Source organism: Arthrobacter sp. 4R501, from assembly GCF_002929755.1.
In the GTDB taxonomy this organism is placed as follows: domain Bacteria; phylum Actinomycetota; class Actinomycetes; order Actinomycetales; family Micrococcaceae; genus Arthrobacter.
Genome location: NZ_PJIW01000009.1, coordinates 175,856 through 194,024, shown reverse-complemented (window position 1 = coordinate 194,024; position 18,169 = coordinate 175,856). Strand labels below are relative to the sequence as shown.

Annotated in this window: 16 protein-coding genes; 5 read left to right on the top strand and 11 right to left on the bottom strand. The window is 61.6% G+C overall.

Features of this window, described 5'->3' with window-relative positions; translation table 11 throughout:
- Positions 1–53: 53 nt before the first annotated feature.
- The 3 genes from CXR02_RS11315 (at position 54) to CXR02_RS11300 (ending at position 6,211) form a co-directional block, all read left to right on the top strand.
- Complete coding sequence (locus CXR02_RS11315) at positions 54–713, top strand: hypothetical protein (protein WP_181037201.1); 660 nt, start codon at positions 54–56, stop codon at positions 711–713.
- Positions 714–2,020: 1,307 nt separating this feature from the next.
- Positions 2,021–5,578 carry a MobF family relaxase gene (gene mobF, locus CXR02_RS11305; RefSeq protein ID WP_181037200.1) on the top strand — a complete coding sequence of 1,186 codons (3,558 nt, stop codon included), beginning with the start codon at positions 2,021–2,023 and terminating at the stop codon, positions 5,576–5,578.
- Positions 5,579–5,599: 21 nt separating this feature from the next.
- Positions 5,600–6,211, top strand: coding sequence for a hypothetical protein (locus CXR02_RS11300; RefSeq protein WP_104062076.1), 612 nt, complete (start codon positions 5,600–5,602; stop codon positions 6,209–6,211).
- 283 nt (positions 6,212–6,494) lie between these two features.
- Here the strand turns inward: CXR02_RS11300 and CXR02_RS11295 are convergent, their stop codons facing one another.
- Genes CXR02_RS11295 through CXR02_RS22140 form a run of 3 tightly spaced genes read right to left on the bottom strand, consistent with a single transcriptional unit; the run spans position 6,495 to position 7,575 of the window.
- Entirely contained in the window at positions 6,495–6,992 is a 498-nt protein-coding gene (locus CXR02_RS11295) for a hypothetical protein (protein WP_104062075.1), read from the bottom strand.
- Positions 6,989–7,321, bottom strand: coding sequence for a toll/interleukin-1 receptor domain-containing protein (locus tag CXR02_RS11290; RefSeq protein ID WP_181037199.1), 333 nt, complete (start codon positions 7,319–7,321; stop codon positions 6,989–6,991). Before CXR02_RS11290 ends, CXR02_RS11295 begins: the two co-directional genes overlap by 4 nt.
- A gap of 59 nt (positions 7,322–7,380) precedes the next feature.
- Positions 7,381–7,575, bottom strand: coding sequence for a hypothetical protein (locus tag CXR02_RS22140; RefSeq protein WP_146072519.1), 195 nt, complete (start codon positions 7,573–7,575; stop codon positions 7,381–7,383).
- Between the two features lie 228 nt (positions 7,576–7,803).
- Between CXR02_RS22140 and CXR02_RS11285 the strand changes: the two genes are divergently transcribed.
- Positions 7,804–8,781 (top strand): IS1595 family transposase, encoded by a 978-nt coding sequence (locus tag CXR02_RS11285; protein ID WP_104062073.1) that lies wholly within the window; start codon positions 7,804–7,806, stop codon positions 8,779–8,781.
- Positions 8,782–8,892: 111 nt separating this feature from the next.
- Here the strand turns inward: CXR02_RS11285 and CXR02_RS11280 are convergent, their stop codons facing one another.
- Complete coding sequence (locus CXR02_RS11280; RefSeq protein WP_104062072.1) at positions 8,893–9,204, bottom strand: hypothetical protein; 312 nt, start codon at positions 9,202–9,204, stop codon at positions 8,893–8,895.
- 146 nt (positions 9,205–9,350) lie between these two features.
- On the opposite strand from CXR02_RS11280, the gene CXR02_RS11275 reads away from it, so the two are divergent.
- Positions 9,351–9,635: a hypothetical protein gene (locus CXR02_RS11275; protein ID WP_146072518.1), complete on the top strand. Its 285-nt coding sequence runs from the start codon at positions 9,351–9,353 to the stop codon at positions 9,633–9,635.
- A 145-nt stretch (positions 9,636–9,780) separates the two neighbouring features.
- Here CXR02_RS11275 and CXR02_RS11270 read toward each other — a convergent pair whose 3' ends face one another.
- The 7 genes from CXR02_RS11270 to CXR02_RS11240 all read right to left on the bottom strand — a co-directional run bounded on the left by CXR02_RS11270 (position 9,781) and on the right by CXR02_RS11240 (position 18,088).
- Positions 9,781–10,281, bottom strand: a complete 501-nt coding sequence (locus CXR02_RS11270) for a single-stranded DNA-binding protein (protein ID WP_104062070.1) — start codon at positions 10,279–10,281, stop codon at positions 9,781–9,783.
- A 57-nt stretch (positions 10,282–10,338) separates the two neighbouring features.
- Positions 10,339–11,499 carry an ArdC-like ssDNA-binding domain-containing protein gene (locus tag CXR02_RS11265; protein ID WP_146072517.1) on the bottom strand — a complete coding sequence of 387 codons (1,161 nt, stop codon included), beginning with the start codon at positions 11,497–11,499 and terminating at the stop codon, positions 10,339–10,341.
- Positions 11,500–11,584: 85 nt separating this feature from the next.
- A complete protein-coding gene (locus CXR02_RS11260) occupies positions 11,585–12,097 on the bottom strand; it encodes a hypothetical protein (RefSeq protein WP_104062068.1) in 513 nt (170 codons plus the stop codon).
- Complete coding sequence (locus CXR02_RS11255) at positions 12,084–13,703, bottom strand: type IV secretory system conjugative DNA transfer family protein (RefSeq protein WP_181037198.1); 1,620 nt, start codon at positions 13,701–13,703, stop codon at positions 12,084–12,086. The genes CXR02_RS11260 and CXR02_RS11255 overlap by 14 nt, the downstream gene beginning before the upstream one ends.
- A 200-nt stretch (positions 13,704–13,903) precedes the next feature.
- Entirely contained in the window at positions 13,904–15,349 is a 1,446-nt protein-coding gene (locus CXR02_RS11250; protein ID WP_104062066.1) for an ATP-binding protein, read from the bottom strand.
- Positions 15,346–16,842, bottom strand: a complete 1,497-nt coding sequence (locus tag CXR02_RS11245) for an SCO6880 family protein (protein WP_104062065.1) — start codon at positions 16,840–16,842, stop codon at positions 15,346–15,348. The genes CXR02_RS11250 and CXR02_RS11245 overlap by 4 nt, the downstream gene beginning before the upstream one ends.
- Positions 16,835–18,088: a type IV secretion system protein gene (locus CXR02_RS11240; protein ID WP_181037197.1), complete on the bottom strand. Its 1,254-nt coding sequence runs from the start codon at positions 18,086–18,088 to the stop codon at positions 16,835–16,837. The genes CXR02_RS11245 and CXR02_RS11240 overlap by 8 nt, the downstream gene beginning before the upstream one ends.
- Between the last annotated feature and the right edge of the window lie 81 nt (positions 18,089–18,169).

The following is an 18,169-nucleotide window of genomic DNA, read 5'->3' as shown; positions in this document are numbered from 1 at the left end:
TACTCCAGCCGAGCGTCTACGTGATTTACTACTAACCACCTAACCAACAGGTGTTGCAACGATCCCCAGAATCCAAGGAGGACCCGGTCTACAGCGGCACTGTTGACCTGCAGGAAAACGACTTTTGGCCCGGGTATTACAGCCGCACCCACGTGGGGGCCCGTGAGGTAACCTACGGCTCCGTTATGGAGGGCCTGCGCGAAGGCCGTGTCTGGGTTGACCATGGTTGCCTGATCGACTCAATCGACGTCACGGTGACAGACGGCGCCATGTCCGCCACCTTGGGCGGCGAGCTTACGGCCAAGCGCGGCCGCGCGGTCAGCCTGACCGTTACCCTCGAGCCGGCGTCGAAGCCAAATTTCGCCGGCTTTGTTCCAGAACTGGCGCGCGTGGACGTCATCATGGGAACCGTCTCCGGTCCTGCAGAAGACCGGGATGCCATGATGGCACCGGAAACCCGGGTCATTACCCAACTGCCGGTGGCGGACTTGGCCGTCAAGGACGGCAAGATCAGCTGGACGCAGGTTCTTGAGGCTCCCTCAGAGAAGTTCTACATCCGGCTCCGCGGAACGGATGGCAAGAGGTCCCAGCCAGGTTTCCTGGGCGCCAACATCGACCCCGCTGGACCCGCCATTGACCAGCCCGGCAACGCGGATCCATGGGAGGACCTTTGGTTCTACACCAATCCCATTTTCGTCGGCGTAATTAGCTAGGACGCTCACAGAAGCCTGGTCACCTACCACCGGTGTCGTCCGAGATGACATACCCCCTGTGCCTGATGAGATCGCCAAACTCATTCGGGACGTTTCAACCAACGGGAAGCTCGTCGAGTAGGAGCCGTAAGTCATCAGCCTGTTCCCCCAGATAAGCACCCCACCAACCCTGCGTTCAGACACCCTCCAGATTCTGGCCCGCGCGACCGTGGCTGAGAACACGCAAACAGAAAAGTGTCACGCGACAACGAATGCATTATGTCTAATCGAGATCTTCAACTGATTTAGCGGATGTTGTCGCAGAGGCATCCGCGAATGCCTGCCTCGCAACGTACAGCAGGCGGAGCGCCCCTTTGGTGAAGGTTCACGTACCTGTGCGGTTCGGCCTCTGCCGCCCGCCGGGACTACAGATCAGCCATGCCGACTGCCCGGTTGGGTACACCCCAACCTGACGGCGAGGAGCCAGCAAAAAGAACGTCAGAATAGGGTCCGGAAGGCTGTTCCTGGACACGCCCGCCGAAGATTCTCAGATTCAAACCTGACGGCCGGTCGATTGAGCAACTTGCCTGGCCATTGTGCAACAGCCTGTTGCACTTGTCAGCGGACCGCCTTGTCCCAGGAGACAAGAACCTTCCGCACGCACGCACGCCCCAGAGTAGAGAGCAGCGGCATTACGCGTCGTTGCTCGCTTGCCCGCCCGTCACGAATTAACTGCTCACACCTCTGGCATCCAAGGCGGTCAGCGTGAGCACTGCCCACGTCTAGTCATGTCGGAAGATGACGTCGCACAGATGAATACACGTGACCATCAAGAAATGCGAAGAGTGCACTGAGAGCTTCAAGCCCACCCGCAGGACACAGCGCTTCTGCTCACCGCGCTGTGGTAACAGGCAGCGGGACCGTCGACGTCGGACTCGTAACCGCCCTGCCCCGCTACGCAAGACAGACACGCGTGCCAATGACCTCCAAGCCCAGCTGGAAGCAGTCAGACGACAGCTGGAGTCCAAAACAAGATCCTTCCAGCGGCACCGGGAGATACTCCAGTCGAAGCTTCGGTCCCAAGCCTGCGAGATCGATCGACTCGAAGCGGAGAACTCAGAACAACGAGTGGGCAACAACCTGCTCCAGTCAGAGGTGGCCCGCCTTAAGCGGGCACAACGAACCAATGTCCAGGATTTGGCGCACATCTCTGCCTGGCTAGTCGCCCTTGCCCAGGCAAAGGGCGTCGCACTCGATCAAGCAACCCTCGAAATTTTCCGCCGTCGTGGATGGCAACCATCGAAGCGCCAAGCAGGAGCCCCGCGGCTATGACAATGTCCATCGCGCGGCTTTCCGCACAATCAGGTCTGCGCTACCTGTTCAAGACGACGATGATGGACGACCTCCCCACTTCTCCCCCGGACGCCACCACCTACTACACGAAGGCCGGTACGCCGGAAGGCCGATGGATTGGCATTGGACTTCAAGGCATTAGCAGAACCGCCGCTGAGCCAGTCTCCGAGACGGACGCGAGAGCAGTGTTCGATCTGGCAATCCATCCCGCCACACACGCGCCGCTAGGTCGCCCCCACAGCCAACCCACCGCCGTCGACAACAAGACCGGCCCGCCCATCGTGAGGCACGCCGTCGTCGGCTTTGACCTGACCTTCAGTGTGCCAAAATCGGTGTCCGTCCTTTGGGCACTCAGCCCTCGCACTACCCAGGATCGCATCCTCCGAACCCATCACGACGCCGTCGAAGAGACTCTTGCATGGCTCGAAGAAAACGTCATCCACACGCGCGCCGGACGGAACGGCGTAGCTCACCTAGCCACGATGGGCGCTATCGCCGCTGCCTTCGACCACTGGGAATCCCGCACCGGGGACCCGCAGCTCCACACGCACTTGGTGATCGCCAACCGCATCCAGCGAATCACCGACGGGGCCTGGGTCACCCTCGACTCCCGCACCCTGTACAAGGCCACCGTCGCCGCCAGCGAGCACTACAACGGACTCCTGTTCGACGCCCTCCACCGGAACCTCGGCAGCGATACTGATATCAGCACCCCTGCCACCGGTACCCAGAATCCCAGCCAGCAGCTCACCGGCATCGACGATGCACTCATCCGCGAATTCTCGAACCGGTCACGCCTCATCAATCTGGAAACAGACCGCCTTGTGGCGCAATGGGTCAACGAACACGGTCGTCCTCCCACCGCAGCAACCATCATCAAGCTTCGTCAGCAGGCCACGCTGGCCACCCGCATCCCAAAGGCCGAACTCCCAACACCTCTGCATCAACTCTCGGGCCAATGGCGGGAGCGAGCGGCCGCCAAGGGTTTCCAACCAGCCGACGTCCTCGCCGCCGCCATCAACCGCTCCTGGGACTCCCCCTTTGCGCTGACTGACTTCACCGCCGATTGGATCGACAGTGTCGCCACCCTTGCCCGTGAACGTGTCGCCAGCAAGCGCTCAACTTGGAACCGCTGGAACCTCCTCGCCGAAGCCGAAAGGGTCTGCGCACAGATCCGTTGCCGCTCCGCTGACGACCGGAATGCACTCATGGACGCCGTGGCAAAGGCCGCCGAACACCAGTCCGTGCCACTGAACGAGCACCGCTACACCGCCCACCCAGACGCCGCGGCTGACCTCCGCATCGGGCGAAGCAGCGTCTTCGACTTCCACGGATCGCGCCTCTACACGGACACGTCGACGCTCGCCTGCGAGGAGGCCATCATGGCGGCAAGAAACGACGACGGCGGACCAGCCGTGCGGGCGGACGTCATCATGGATTCACTCGACAGGGTCCGACGGCCCGGGAACCCGGAGCTGCACTCCGATCAGCGCGCCTCCGTCGCCAACGTCCTCCTCAGCGGCAACCGCCTCGACGCGATCGTTGGCCCAGCAGGCGCGGGAAAGACGACAACCCTGAGCTCGGTCAAGGCGGTCTGGGAAGCCAAGTACGGTGCCGGAAGCGTGATAGGCCTTGCCCCGGCGGCCGCAAGCGCGGACGTCCTGGGCCGCGGACTCTCCATGGCCACAGAGAATGTCACCAAGTGGCTGCACGAGTCCGTTGGCCCAGGGGCTAATGCAAGAGCTGGGCGCTTCTTCGACCTCCAGACCCGCCTGAAGACGGTTCATCTCGACGACCGCCGAAGCATCACAGTGGCGCAGGAAGCTGCCCGGCTCGCCGCCGTTCAGCAGCGATGGTGCTTCCACCCTGATCAGCTCGTCATCATCGACGAAGCTTCCATGGTGTCCACCTTCCAACTCGCCGCCCTGGTCCAGCAGGCCCGCGAGGCCAACGCGAAGATCCTCCTTGTGGGTGATCCAGGTCAGCTGGATGCGATCGACGCCGGCGGTGTCCTCGGCTGGTTGGACCGGCAAGAAAAGACCACCAGGCTCAGCAGCATTTGGAGATTTCGTGAGAAGTGGGAGGGTGCATCATCCCTAAAGCTGCGGAGAGGAGACTACTCAGCGATCCTGGATTACGAGAAGCATCGACGGATCAGTCACGGCACCTACTTGGACATGGTCGACAGGGCATACTTGGCGTGGCAGGCCGATACGCTCGCGGGCAAGTCATCCATCCTTATCGCAGCCGACAATGACACGGTCGGCATGCTCAACGAACGCGCCCAAGCCGACCTCGTGGCCAAGGGCGAGGTGGATCCCGAATTGAGCGTTCTGCTCAACGATGGCCTATACGCCGGCTCCGGCGACACCATCATCGCGCGCGGAAACGACCGCAGGCTCGTCGACAGCGAGGGTGACTTTGTCCGGAATGGAACTCTGTTCGACGTCGAAGGCGTCAGTAGGCGGGACGGCTCCCTCCTCGCAGTTCGACGGGAAACGGGAGCGAGGGTCATACTCCCCCGAACCTACCTCGAGTCGAGTGTCGAGCTGGGCTATGCAACCACTGCACACCGTTCCCAGGGCATTACGGTCGACACTGGACACACCGTAGTTACCCAGGGCCGGCTCACCCGCGAGCTCCTCTATGTCAGCATGACGCGAGGCCGGGCCGGCAACTTTGCCTACGTCAGCGAGGGTGACGACTCCGAACATCCCGCCGTTGATCCCACCTTGCAACTCTCCTGGCGAAGCATTCTCAGTGAGGTGCTCGCTGCGGAAGGTGCTGAACGGACCGCTCATGAAGTCAGCGAGGCGGAGCGCGCAAAGGCGGACAGCCTTGAGCGGCTCTGCGCAGAGTATGACTACCTGGCGCAAATAGCTGCCGCCCAAAGCCTCAAGCAGTTTTTGGAAAAGTACGACGGCGGTTCGTCGCTTGAGCTGGAACGGTCACCTTCGTGGGGCGCGGCCGTAGCCGCGTGGCAGAAGGCCTCGGCAGTCAGCGTTCAAGGCGCTGGCCGCGTCCTGAACGAAATCATGCAACACGCTGCTTCTGCTAAAGATCCCGTAGCCGTACTGAGCATGCGGTTACGTCGATTCTTGAACGGGATGCCGACGGCGTCAACAGACCCTTTGGTCGAAGAGTTAGCTACCGCTCACCCTGACCTGGCGGACATGATCGATCAGGTTCGCGAACGCATTCGCAGGAGAACCGACAACGTCACGATGACCACCCTCACTGACGATCTCGAGTGGAGACACGTCTTAACTGCCTCTATTGGCTGCAGCGAGTCAGGTCAACTGATCCGTGACGTCGCCCTGTTCAGGGACAGGTGGGGAATCTCAGACTCTTCCCTGCCACTTGGACCGACGCCAGCGGATTACGAGTGGGAACAGCAGCTTCAAAGGGAAAGACTTCAGGAAGCAATTGATGGCGCTGGCACCCGCCCGATGGCGCCAGAACCCGGGACCACTTCAATGAACTTGCCCGCTTCCCAGCAAGTCGTCCTTACTAGTGCCGGCTGGCAGCTCTAAGCTGATGGAAGAGGCGAGATTATGGTCCTAAACCCGACGGTGAAACCCAAAATTGTGACAGCTGGCCTGGTATCCACCAGCACGGTTGTCCTGATAGGACTCGCCCTCTTTCTGTTGTCTGTACCTGCGGCCCAACTCCCCTCCTTATCGAAAGTAATTGTTGGCGGCATCTTGGTGGCAGCTACGCTGCTGCTAGGCGGGCTTTGGTGGAAACGGGTTCACCGCCGCAACGCCTGGCTGATTGTTGCAGCGGAAAGATGGAAATCCTTCGAAAAGGCCAAGCGGGCAAGCGGGACCACGACCGAGGTAACGCTCCTCAGCGTTGACGCAGTCCAACCAACCGGTTCGTGGGTCACCATCCTGTGGAACCGGTTCAACCATGTTCAGCAGGGCTGGGTAGAGGCGCTCCCGGAGCCGCTCTGGCCTGGCGCTGTCCTGCTGATCGCCCCCGACCCGGCTCAAGTGATGCCCGGCGCGCCTTGGCCGGAAACGTACTTCATACGTGCTGCGGAATGCCTGGCCTGGGCGCCGACGGAGGGACAACCGGCTGAATCATCTGCTATTCGCAGACACCAAGGTTTGTCTTTCAAGAGAGCCAGGTTAGTGGAGTCGCTCCGGGATTGGTTTGCCTGAAGAGACGTAGGACGGTGCGCGCGGCGACCAGGGCGAGCGTTGGATCGTCAGGTTTCGGCCACGCCTAAAGTGAGACCGTCACCTTTGCACCTTCATTTTTCGAGCTCCCGCCGGTGACTGGCCATGGCTCCTGAGCGTGTGGATATTGATTGGGAAGCCGACCATGTCATTTTTGATCGCGCTACCTTTATAGAACTGCGCCGGAGCTTGCGGTGTCAGCCTGAAATTGGGGAACCCAAGGCCTCTGGAGCAAGCGTCTTTACTACTTCGTCCGCTGAAGTAATCATTGTGTCTTTCCATGCCACGTCCGCGATGATGAGCCGTTTTCCCGGTTGCGGAAAAACGTCTTATAGTAGCTATCAATTGTGCGCTTCTCTTGCTCGCTCATTGAAGCCGTTATATCCAACATGTCGGTAATCTCGTTGATAGCACGGAAGTCGAAGCGGATGTCACGGCCCTTTGTCATGAGGTACAGCTTGGAAACAAAGGAGCGGCCCCGCAGGCGTACATCCGCGGGGACGGCGAAAGATGTAATGACGGGTGGAGTATTAGCCTTATCAAAATCGCGCACAAGGCTCAGCAACTCATCCACCTTCTCGTGAATGCCCCGATCGGGGATGGGAGCCTTGTCGGGGCTCATCTTCAGCTTGGTCAGCTGTTCGTCAAGCTTCGGCCACTCCCGATCGATGCGGTCGTTAAGAACGTCTTGTTTGACCTTCGGACCGAGTTCGTTTAGGGACTGCATCAAGGACTTGAACTCAGCGATGGTCGCCATCTTCATCTGAAAGTTTTTGAACGGCCGTCAATGTCGTTCTTCTCGTCAAAATCGAGCAGGATGACGCCAAGACGCTTGCGACGGTCTGATACCTGGCGAGACCGCGCCCCGGCCTCGTAGTTAAGCCACTGCGCCTTTTGGTTTTCCTTAGTTATGCAGATGATGCCGAAGTCAGTGTTCGACAGTTCTTCCTCAATCATGTTGAGCCACTGCTCTCCAGCCGGAATCTCTGGACTGTAAAACGTTTCTACCGTGTCGAACAGACGCTCCATCGCGCTGTTTAGGGCCCCAGCAAACTCGCGTGAGTTTTGCGACCAACTGATAAAGACCTTCAAGACGCTCCCCATGCTTGGTTCTGAATACACAGGTAAGGCTACCAATTGGAGAGGCTAGCTCATTCATCATCTCGGAAGATCTTGCGGCCCGGAGCCTGTCGCCACATCACGTAGTCGAGCTTCTTAGACTGAGCTGGATAGAGCTCTGCAACTTCGCGGATGAGGATGCTGCTTGCTGAGGAAGAACCCGTTTCCATCCAGGTTTTAACGACCGGTTGTTGATCTTCATCGAGTACGACTGCTGGAAGTACCACGCTGAGCAACTCGAGGTTGAACGTATCCCTCTGGGATCCTACAAATTATCCGGGCACCCAAAAAGGTAGTGACCATTGTTACTGAAAGGCCGAAGAGTGTCGAAAACGACAACGTGCTGCGCACATGGGGTGTCGCAGGCCGGAAGTAAGGCGCTATCCGGTTCAAACAGGCTCAAGCCTATTAGAACATATGAATTGGGTATCTGCTTAGCTGAAGTAGGCTGAGGTATGGCCGGATTGTCGCCGCAGCTGCCCCGGGCGGGCGTGGACTACCCGAAGACGTTCGGGCAGTTTCAGGAGTGGTTCAGTACTGATGAGGCGTGCTTGGAGTACTTGGCGAGGCTGCGGTGGCCGGATGGGTTCGTCTGCCCGAGGTGCGGCGGCCGCGAGTACTGGCGCACAGGCGCAGGGCTGTGGATGTGCCGGGCGTGTTCGCGGCGGACGTCGGTGACGGCCGGGACCATCTTCGACCGCACCCGCACTCCGCTGCGGACCTGGTTCGCGGCGGTCTGGTTCGTGACCTCCCAGAAGAACGGCGTGTCCGCCCTCGGCCTGCAGCGGGTCCTGGGGTTCGGCTCTTACGAGACGGCCTGGGCGTGGATGCACAAGCTCCGCCGGGCCATGGTCCGCCCGGACCGCGAGATGCTCTCCGGGCTCGTCGAGGTCGACGAGAGCTTCATCGGCGGGGTCCACCGCGGTATGCCCGGTGTTGGCTCCGACAAGATCTCGGTCCTGGTGGCTGCGGAGCATCTCGAGCGCAACAGGATCGGACGCATCCGCCTCGAGCCGGGGCTGGCCGACCGCAGGCTCGCCCTCGTGAAGTTCGGCCAACGCGTCGTTGCCCCCGGCTCCACCATCCGCACCGACGGGGCAAGGCAGCTGCGGCGCTTCACCGACCTCGGCTACAAGCACGAGTACCTCACCCAACTGGGCTCGGACATCCCTGCGCACGTTAGTATGCCAGCGGTCCACATGGCCGCCTCCCAGCTCAAGCGCTGGATCGACGGCACCCTGCACCAGGGCATCTCCCGGGAGCAGCTGGCCTACTACTTGGACGAGTTCACCTTCCGCTTCAACCGGCGCACCCCCAGAAGCCGCGGGCTGCTGTTCTACCGGCTCCTCCAACAGGCCACCAACACCGACCCCGCACCCCTGAAGGCCCTCATCATCCCCCGAGACACCGACCCGAGCCCAGCGCACGGGTGAGAGCCCTCGCGCAGGTGGCCCAGCAGAGTGGCCGGGTGAGCCCGGGGCCACGACGCGCGGGCTCACCTTGCCAGCGCGAGCCTCCGGTCCGTCAGGCCCGGCTTTCGGGCGTCAAGAACGTCGTCGAGGTGTCCAGTTCGGATGGCGATAGATCGACCTGCGCCGACGGCCTGACAGATCGACGACTTCGAGTACCGGCCCCGCCAGAAGGAGCCAGGGATGAACGTCTGTACGACCCGTGTGATCGTAAACGATCATCAGTTTGGCGCCATCGAGGTAGACAAAGCCCGCCATGACAGTCCCGTCAATTGACGTGCTGGGATCCCCCACGATGATCTCGACCCGGTCGTCGCCGTCGATGAATCGAAGCAGGGCGTCACGGGCCTCAGGCTGCCACGCTTTCGGCCACGAGATTGACTCCACCGCCCCATCATTCCTCGGGCTGAGCAGCTGGAGCTCGCGACACGCGCGGCAGCATAAGAGGCCACTGTTCCGATCGGCCAATTCCGCATCTGCGGGTCAACTTCAGCTAAGCAGATACCCAATACATATGTTCTATACTTGTCCTCGTGATCAAGTCCGGCTCCCCTGAAGATGCCGAGCGCATGATGGCTCGAATGGATGCGGAGGCCACCCGTCCGATTGACGACCCTGCACCTATCCGAGAGTTCCCGAAGTTCGGTCGGCCGCTGGTGTATGTCGGCGGTATCTACGGCAAAGCAGTGGGATGGACGCACAAGTACGGTCTCATCGAGTGGCTGGATTCCTCCGGGAAGTACCACATGGGGTGGGCGCACTCCTCGAGCATCAAACGTGTAGGGCCGGAACAATGGAAGGGCAGCAGCCGGCTCTAGTCGAACTCGGATGGTTAAGTGCGAGTGCAATTACAGCGTGACCGAACTTACAGCCCAGGGATAACGTAATGGCCTGGTCCCAAACGAGGACCAGGCCATGGCGCGTTATGTATTGTTCTAGCTCTGGAACCACAGACGCCGTGAGTCAGAGGCTAATCTCATTCCGCACCGGCCCGCCTAAAGGGGGCACGCTCACCGGACCCTTTGTTGTAATGCTGTACGCGGGGTGAGCCTCTTCAGGTGCCGCCTGGAGACCAGCAATTCCAGCTTCGGGACCAGCCGCCGCTCGTGGCGAACGATGGTAGGAAGCCGTGCCCCATCGCAGGTCAGGACCGATGGTTTCGGCCACAATGCGGCGTGCTTCCCGCTTCTCCCCGTCCTTTTCAAAGGCCCGGAACTCGAGTTCGCCCGAGACCATAACGGGGTCGCCCTTCTTCAAGGAGTTCGAGGCATTCTCTGCGAGCGCCCGGAACGCAGAGACATTGTGGAAGACAGGTTCTCCGTCCTGCCAGGATCCGTCCGATCCTTGAATCCGCTGGTTCACAGCCACCCGCAGTTTGGCGTGGGCGACGCCGGACTCCCCATACGTGAGCTCGGGATCGGCGACGAGATTGCCGGCGATATTGATTGGAATCTTGGTGCTCATATCTTCTGTCCTTCCCTTCGTAGACGGGGCGGTCCCGTCCAATCCTCAGTGGGTCCCCTATGGGCCCGCGATCTCCAAGCCATTCGATGGTCCACCTGGCTGCTTCAAGCCCACATAGGTTTCCTGGTTCTGCACTCGCGGAGCAGCCTCAGCCGCTGGAACCTTTCCACCTAGTCCTGGAGGCTCTGTCACCTCAAGAACTTGCTTGCTGGCTGCCGTGACCCGGCCCAGAACTGACTTCGCTATGTCAACGCGCGACGAAGGCTGCTTACGGAAGGAGCCCTCGCCGGCGGCCGAATACTCCGCATCAATCACGGCGTCAGCCCACCCAGACAAGTAACTGGCGGATTGGGGACCCCTATCAATCCCATGCGCCTTCAATACGGTGTAGGCAACTGACTCGGCCTCGACTTCAGCCAGTCCGCGATGGTCCACGCTGCTCCCATAGAGCTTGCCCACGGTGTCGTCCGGACCATGCAGCAGAACGTGCCCGAGCTCATGCGCCAACACGGCGATGCGTTCCTCAGCGTTCAGCCAGCCACCCACCTGCACCTGGCGCCCAGCAAAGTCGGTGAAACCGCTTGTCAGCCCGTACTGAGCGTCAGTGACGTGGATCGAAAACCCATGGGCGCGGGCAACCGCAGTCAATGACTCCCACAGTTGGGGCGCATCCATGGAAGAACCGTCGGCGGGCCTCGGCACCAGCAACGGAGCGCCCTGGGTCTGTGAAACATCAAAGACTGCCTGCCCGCGCCAACCGGTTATGAGTGTCTTCTTTCCCTCATCGACTGCGCCGGGGGGCAGCTTATCGCCCACAGGAATTCGCTGACGTGTGCCGTCGGGCAACAGCATTTGTTGGACACGGGCAGTCCTGGGTGCAATGACCCAAAGGGCATGCTCGCCCCGAAGGACGGTGCGCCCGTGTCGTTCCCACTCCTTGTACCCCGCAACGAGCGTCGGCTCGTCGGTGCCGCGCTGCGCCATCTGCATCATCAGCAGGGCAACATTTCCGCCGGAGTAGCGCCACAAGTTGGCGGAAGCGTCGAGCAAAACCTGCCAATGTGAGGGAGACTCAACCGCCTGCTCCAGAATTGAGTGCAGCCCGTCCATCAACGCAGCAATACGTTCCTCCGGCGCCATACGGCGAGCGCCCGGCCCGGCCAGCGCGGAACCCTGATCGGACGGGATGGTGGATGGAACTTCGGATGTAGCGGCCACGACAGCCACCCTTCATTCTTCTTGGACCGCAGCTTGTGCTGCGCAGACATCCGTTCATGGCTGTGACCGACACAAGCGACATGACTCAGAATTCAGCAACCAGCTGGTGAGCAGACTTGCGCCAATCAAGGAACGCGGGGTCGTCGGTGGCCAGGATGCGGGGTGCTGGCTCCTTGTGCACCTGCAGCCCAACACATCCCGCAGTCCGGCTGTGCACCCTCAGGCGTTCGACGGCGTGTGGGAGCCTTTCGTGGAAAGCCAGCGGACCGAACCCCGGATCGTCCGTTGTGTAGGAGGCGAGCTCCGCACGTTGAAGCGCATAAAGCTCGGCCACCATCTCGGGGTGACGCCACCAGCAATCCGGAACGACCGACGTCGTGAGTTGATAGGTGGCCACCAGCCATCTCACCCAAGAGAAGAGCGACCCCCAGACTTCCTGCGACTGCTCCGGAGTCATCTCCCTCCAGCGGCGGGTGACATTCTTGGAGCGAGTAGGCGGAGCAAAAGCAGACCTGAACAGCTGGGCGGTCAGCTCATCATCCCCAAAGGAACCCGAGGACGGGACATCGAAATCGTCGGTGTCATCACGGCTGCGCATCCGGCGTCCCTTCGGCCTTCTGCTGGCGTTGCCTGTGCCCGTCGGCCAAGATATTTTCCATCTCGGCCTTCAGGCGGCGCAGCTCCCCGGCGTCCTTGCGCTTGTGCCACTCAAGAAGGTCCAACAGGATGGGCCGGGTGCGCCGCCCGAGCATGAGCGCGGTGCCGGCAGGCAGGCGTCGAATTTCGTCCAGGGCAATGACCGGGCTTTCACGTATCTGCTCACCGTCTTGCCGGCCTTGGGACGACCAGGACCTGGTAGTGCGGGTGATGCTCCGCTCCCCCAGGAGCCCGGCAAGCGAACGGAGATCCCGTTCGTCGGATCCGCCGCCAAAGATCACCTTGATGATGGCCGAGTCCCAGATGGTCGACGCCTCATCTATTGACCAACCTGAACGGGCTTGGGATAAGGACTGCAGGACCACCAGAGTTGAAATGCCGATGCCTCCGCCATCGGAGAGCGCCACGGGCAGTCCGGGCCACGTCGCAAGGTTGGCGATCTCGTCAAGGATCAAGGAAAGAGGCGGCTCCAACCGGCCGCCTGGCGATACGAAGGCCATCTCCCTCGCTGCGTTGTCGATGTCGTCGATCAGTGCGGACAGGTATGGTCCCGCAGCGGCCGCTCCCGCCCGCGTGCCAATCAAATATAGCGTTCCCCGGTCTCGGATGAACGCTTTTGGATCAAACTCCTCCGACTCGTCCTGTGGATTTAGCGTGGACAGCACCTTCGGGGATGACAGCGGCGCCACCGCCGCCGAAACACCGATCCACGAATTGGACGTGTTCCGTGGGTCGTCCTCCAGGATTCCCATCAAGTCGGCCTGCCATCCGAGCGCTGCCCCCGACCGGCCCAACACCTCGAGTGCTTCCCGAGCGAGTACGGGGCTGGAGGACCAGCGCCGAAACGCCGTTACACCCTCGCCGCACAGCGACGCAGCATGCAGCAGGCACTGAAGCACTATCAGCGAGCGCTTCTGCCACGCCGCGTTCTCGCCCTTCATCTCGGTGTCCGCTGTAATGACCAAGGCCCGGCGGGTAGCAATGTCTGGGTCCTCGCACCCGCGCACGGGCGACCAACGCAGTGACGATGGAATCCCCGACATCCCCTGGGGATCGAAGACTGTCACCGGCCGACCTCCGGACCCCCGGGCCTTCATCGTCACCACCAGGTTGTCGGCGCGCGTCGAGGTAGTGACGACTGCGCCGGGCGCATCAAGTATGGCGTTGATAACCACGTACAAACCCTTGCCGGATCTGGGCGCACCCTGAATCACCATCGATTCTTCCGTGGAGACATGGACAGTGACGCCATGGGAGCGGCCAAGCGTCCAGGACACGTCCTGCACCGACGGGTCTACCAGCCCCGGGCGAGTGAACTTCCCTCTCTTGCGCACAGCCCTCGCGCCGAAATCGTGGAGAATCTCGGCACGGCGGGCAACGCCCTCCCGGTTGAGGATGTCTTGGCGAAGCCAGCCGCCCGACTGCTTCCATCGCCGCCACAGGACCATAGCCCCGACGGCGAGCGCACCGACCGCAAGCAGGGCCGGGGCCAGAATCCACCACACGCTGCCCGTACCGAGTGAACAACCCTCCTTCTGAACTACCATCCAGTCCACCTTGTTGGTGAAGAGTCCGACGGCGGCCGCAGGGTTGAATCTCGACGGCGGCATAGTGCCGCACTGCCAGGCTCCGGCCAGCTGCGCGGCCGCCTGCACTATCGCGCAGAGGCATACGTAAGATGCCGCGCCGACAAGGCCAGCCGTGACCAAAGGGTTTTCGCTGGCAGCCCGCGAGCTCACAGGCCGTCTCACACCATCCTGCCGTCTGTTCCGAAGACCGCCAGTTCGTCAGTCGTCACCCGGTTCGCCACAATGAAGGAGCGGTTTCCCACCTTCCATAGCCCGACGCCTTTCGGCAGGTTCTCTACGTGCTCACACTCCGCTTCGGTCAGGCCGAGGGCTTCCTTTGTCAGCCGCATAGCGTCGTGCTTTTGCCGATAGATGATCCTGGTGTCAGCCTCGGTGAGTAGCCCAAGCGCTTTCTGCCGGTGGCCGCTGGTGCTGTCACCGATCTCGTTGAGGTCTGCCACCTTGTGCATGATGAGCAGGTTTGCGATTCCATACGTTCTGGCGAGTCGCCACTGCTCACTCATCTTCGCCAACATGTACGGATCGGCGAGCATCCGCCAGCCCTCGTCGTACACGACAAGCCGCTTGCCGCCGTCGGGATTTGTAATGGCAGCTTCCAACCAGGTGGCTCCACAGGCCGCCGCGAGTGATAGGGCCTGCTCCGACGCTCCGATCAGGGCCGAGGTGTCCATCACCATCATGGGTGCGTCCGCGTCGAAGGCCACGGTGGACGGCGCATCGAACATACCTTCGAGATCGCCAGATACAGTGCGCCTCAACGAGTGGCTTACGGCGGTTCCTCCCTCAACACCAACCAAGGCCGTCATCTCCTTCGATGGCTTTAGCAGGTGGTCCAGCACCATGGGCAACGTTGGGTTTGAGTTCTCAGCCATTGTTTCCATGAGAGCGATGTCCAACGCAGTGTGCTCCACAGGCCGGAGCGGCGTGCCCTGCCGCATGAGGGAGACCAAGGCCACCAGCAAGTACCGGCGCCGCTGCCTCACGATAGCCTGCCACTGGGCCTCGGTGAGGGCGCTCGGGCGAGGCCCGGCGTCAAGCGGATTTACCCTCGCCGGACGGCCGGGGCCGACAGAAATCACCTTCCCGCCAACAGCTTTGGCGACAGGAACCCACTCACCTTTGGGATCGGACGCAACGGCGGCCTTCCGCCCCAAGGTGATGGACCGCGTTACCAGCGACTTGCCGCACATGGATTTGCCCGTGCCGACCGTACCAATCACAACAATGGATGGGCCGCTGATGATCCCTTTGTCGTAAAGGATCCACGGATCGTAAGAGAATGCCCCGGACCCGAAAACGTCGGTGCCGATGTAGGCTCCCTCGTGCCCCAGCCCTGACTCGGTTAGGAAGGGATAGGCGGCGGCGAATGTCATCGTCGAGGCACGGTGCGGTGCCGGCCGCAGCCGATGCGGACCCCGCAGGGAGTTCTTCTCCCTGCTCCCCCAGTCTCCAGTCAGGGGAAACGCCTGGAGTTCGAGCTGTTTATCAAGGGCCGCGGCGCTCGCCGACGATTCCCCCGTTGGTGCGTTCCGCCGTCGTGCTTTCAACTCTCGCCGCTTTTTCCCCGACGGGAGGTACTCAAGGCTTTTCGTTGTCTGCTTCAACGCAATCCCCTTCCGAGCGGCAGCGCTCCTGCGACAAAAGCGGCCCATTGCTGTCCGTAGAGAAGCCGCAGTTCTACGAATGCTCCGGCTGCTGCGGATTCAAGTTCCTGGCGATACCGCGCCAGGTCCTCGAGGGAGGTCGCCGTGACGGTCATGTAAGCCGCCGGGCGCACGTCACCATGACCAGCAACGATCTCCTCCTCCCTCTGGATCACCTCCTCTTCCTCGGCTTTTTGCTCACGGGTGAGGGGCCTATCGAAGCGGGCGTTGATGCGGCGGCGGGTCTCATGGGCCTCCTGCGCGGAGCGGATGTCCCGCAGGGCTTCGGCGGTGGGAACCGCCCGGATGACCTCGGTAAAGGTGTGGCGAAACTCGCCGACGTAAATCAGGGGATGGAGGAAACCCGGGAAGACCTTCTGCCTGGGCCACTCGGCGATCCAGAAAGTCTGGTGGAACCCCGTGTCCGTGCGCAGGTACGTCCAGTGTTCCTCAACAGCCATCGCGCCATGGCGGTCGTAGGTTTCCTTCGCCCCGCTGGCTGGCTCGTCCGACGGCGGGGCTGCCGCCACTGGCGCTCTGGCGGAGAGTGAAGCAGCGGGATCGAATTCGCCACGAATGATGCCAAACAGTCCGGGTTCCCCGACCCATTCCTCTACCTTCACGCTGTGGGTACCGAGAGACGTTTGCATGGCCTCGACTTCCAGCCGTAGGACGCGTTCGAGGCCTAGGAGTCCCCCGCCTGACTCCCGGATCCGCCGTCGAGCCTTGCTTGTGTCCAGGACGACTGACACAAGGAGCTCATGGCTCATGGTCGATCCGGCAGCGCCGAGCAAGTCCTCATACGCGCGTTGTCCCCACGTGGCCTTCTCACCAGTGCGTGCCGGCATGGCGTTGCCTCTGTAAAACTCCCAGAGGGCCGACGATGGGTAGGGCACTGTGTAGTCCTGAACCGCGATCCTGGCCACGCCTGGCCGCTGGGCCATGCCGGCCTGGACACGTGACCAGGCTTGGACAGCCCATGCCTTGTCGTCCGCGTCCAAGAGCGCAAACGATCGAGTGCTGCAGTGCAGCACCGCGATTGCCTCCCTACCGTGGCGGTCGACGATGAAGCATTCCCCGCTGGCCGTTGTTCTGATCTCCAAATTGCCAAGACCGCCCGGGAGAGCAAGCCGCCCGGCAAGTTGTGGAGCTGCGGGCCGTGCGAGGAAGCGCGTTTGTCCTGCCGCCGCCCGGTAGAAGAACAGAGCGATCTGCTTCGCCCACACCGGATAAGGGATGCGGGAGTACTGGAGGAGTCCGAGCAGCATAAGCCCAAGCCACAGGGGGCCGGAGGTGAACAGACCAACGGGGCCGCTACTCGCGGAGGCTACGACAGCGACTGCTCCTCCGCCGGATACGATCAGCAACTGGTACCACTTGAGGCCGAGGAAGAACCCGCGGCGCTCGTACCTAGGGAATTTGACGGCCTCAAGCGCCCGCGCGTCTTCAGACATGTGGGTTGCCTCCCTTCGGAGGATCAATTCTGGGTGGCTGGGGTTTCGGAGGTTGAACTCGTGCAGGGCCGGACGCGCTCACATTCGGTTGAGCTCGCAAGTCGGTTTCTCCTGGTGGAGCCTGCCGAGGAGATGTTGTGTCGGGGCCGGTTTGCTCATGGGGATCCACATGCGAGTATTTCCGGGACTCCGGTGATTGCTGGGCGTTGGGGGCGCCAGCAAAGGAGCCAGAGTTCAAGGCCACTTGGCGTCCGTCACCACCATGCGCAGATGCTGCCGATCGTACGGCAGGTGCCAAGACCTGTGTAGGGAATTGGTTCCGGCTTGAGCTGATTGGCCGAGTCATTGCGGAGCGACTGACCAGGTTCGCCAGAGTAAGGCGGCCGCCTGCCTGCCTGCTGATCTGTCGGGCCGCCACGCTGCTGCTCCTGGACAGGATGTGGCCGCCGCCGGCCGTTTGGGCTGCTGCCGCGAGTTCCCCGCCTGCAAAGCTGACCAGGCGCAGGGCCATCAGTGGAGCACCACAAGCGAGGACCATGCCCACCGTACCGGCTGCCAATCCCGCGAAGGACTTGGACTCTGCAAAGAGTTTTACGGCTACCGCCAAGACCGTCGCTGCCAACGGCTTTGCTATGACCAAAGCAACTACGACTTCACACCATCGTCGTGCCCAGGATTTTGTCTTGTCCCAGGGCAGCAGCATGAGCGCAACGGGCGCGACGGCGGCCAGGACGACGAGCGCGAACGAGCGGAAGATCATTGAGCACATCAGGATGAACGCAAGGATCCAGACGGCAATGATCGCCATCAGCGTCACGACGACGGCACCAGGAGCGCCCCCGGTTGTCCCTGGCGCCAGCGAGACCAGGTTCCATTCCCGCCCTGTTCCTTCTGGTGCGCGTTCGAAGCCGAATAGCCTCATGAACACGAGGTAAGGATCCGACCCGATCGATTCGAGCAGCGCGGCCGAGGCCAAGTCGGTCGCGCGTGTCAGTTGCCGGACAAGATAGACAGCCGCCCCGACCAGCGGGATGGCTACAGCTCCACCGAGCATCGCCCGTCCGATCCGCCTCGGCTGCTGGCTTGCAAGGCCAGAAAGAACCTGAAGGATCATAACGACGACGAGCGGCGTCATCATGACGACCACCCACCAACTGGTCAGCCCTCTAATGGAGAGCCATTGCGAGTCGTCAACATCAGAAACTGTGAACGCGCCGGTGATGAAGGCCCAAAGCCAGGACGCCATATTCTGGAGGATGTTTGCGAAGAGAGACGTGACGGCACCCAACGCGTTGTCGTTGGCTTGTGAGACCAGTCCGCACCCGGG

Excerpts from the sequence above, each read along its gene's own strand:
- mobF (WP_181037200.1), top strand. The coding sequence starts at position 2,021 with ATGACAATGTCCATCGCGCGGCTTTCCGCACAATCAGGTCTGCGCTAC.
- CXR02_RS11300 (WP_104062076.1), top strand. The coding sequence starts at position 5,600 with ATGGTCCTAAACCCGACGGTGAAACCCAAAATTGTGACAGCTGGCCTG.
- CXR02_RS11295 (WP_104062075.1), bottom strand. The coding sequence starts at position 6,992 with ATGAAGATGGCGACCATCGCTGAGTTCAAGTCCTTGATGCAGTCCCTA.
- CXR02_RS11285 (WP_104062073.1), top strand. The coding sequence starts at position 7,804 with ATGGCCGGATTGTCGCCGCAGCTGCCCCGGGCGGGCGTGGACTACCCG.
- CXR02_RS11270 (WP_104062070.1), bottom strand. The coding sequence starts at position 10,281 with ATGAGCACCAAGATTCCAATCAATATCGCCGGCAATCTCGTCGCCGAT.
- CXR02_RS11260 (WP_104062068.1), bottom strand. The coding sequence starts at position 12,097 with ATGCGCAGCCGTGATGACACCGACGATTTCGATGTCCCGTCCTCGGGT.
- CXR02_RS11255 (WP_181037198.1), bottom strand. The coding sequence starts at position 13,703 with ATGGTAGTTCAGAAGGAGGGTTGTTCACTCGGTACGGGCAGCGTGTGG.
- CXR02_RS11245 (WP_104062065.1), bottom strand. The coding sequence starts at position 16,842 with ATGTCTGAAGACGCGCGGGCGCTTGAGGCCGTCAAATTCCCTAGGTAC.
- CXR02_RS11240 (WP_181037197.1), bottom strand. The coding sequence starts at position 18,088 with ATGGCGTCCTGGCTTTGGGCCTTCATCACCGGCGCGTTCACAGTTTCT.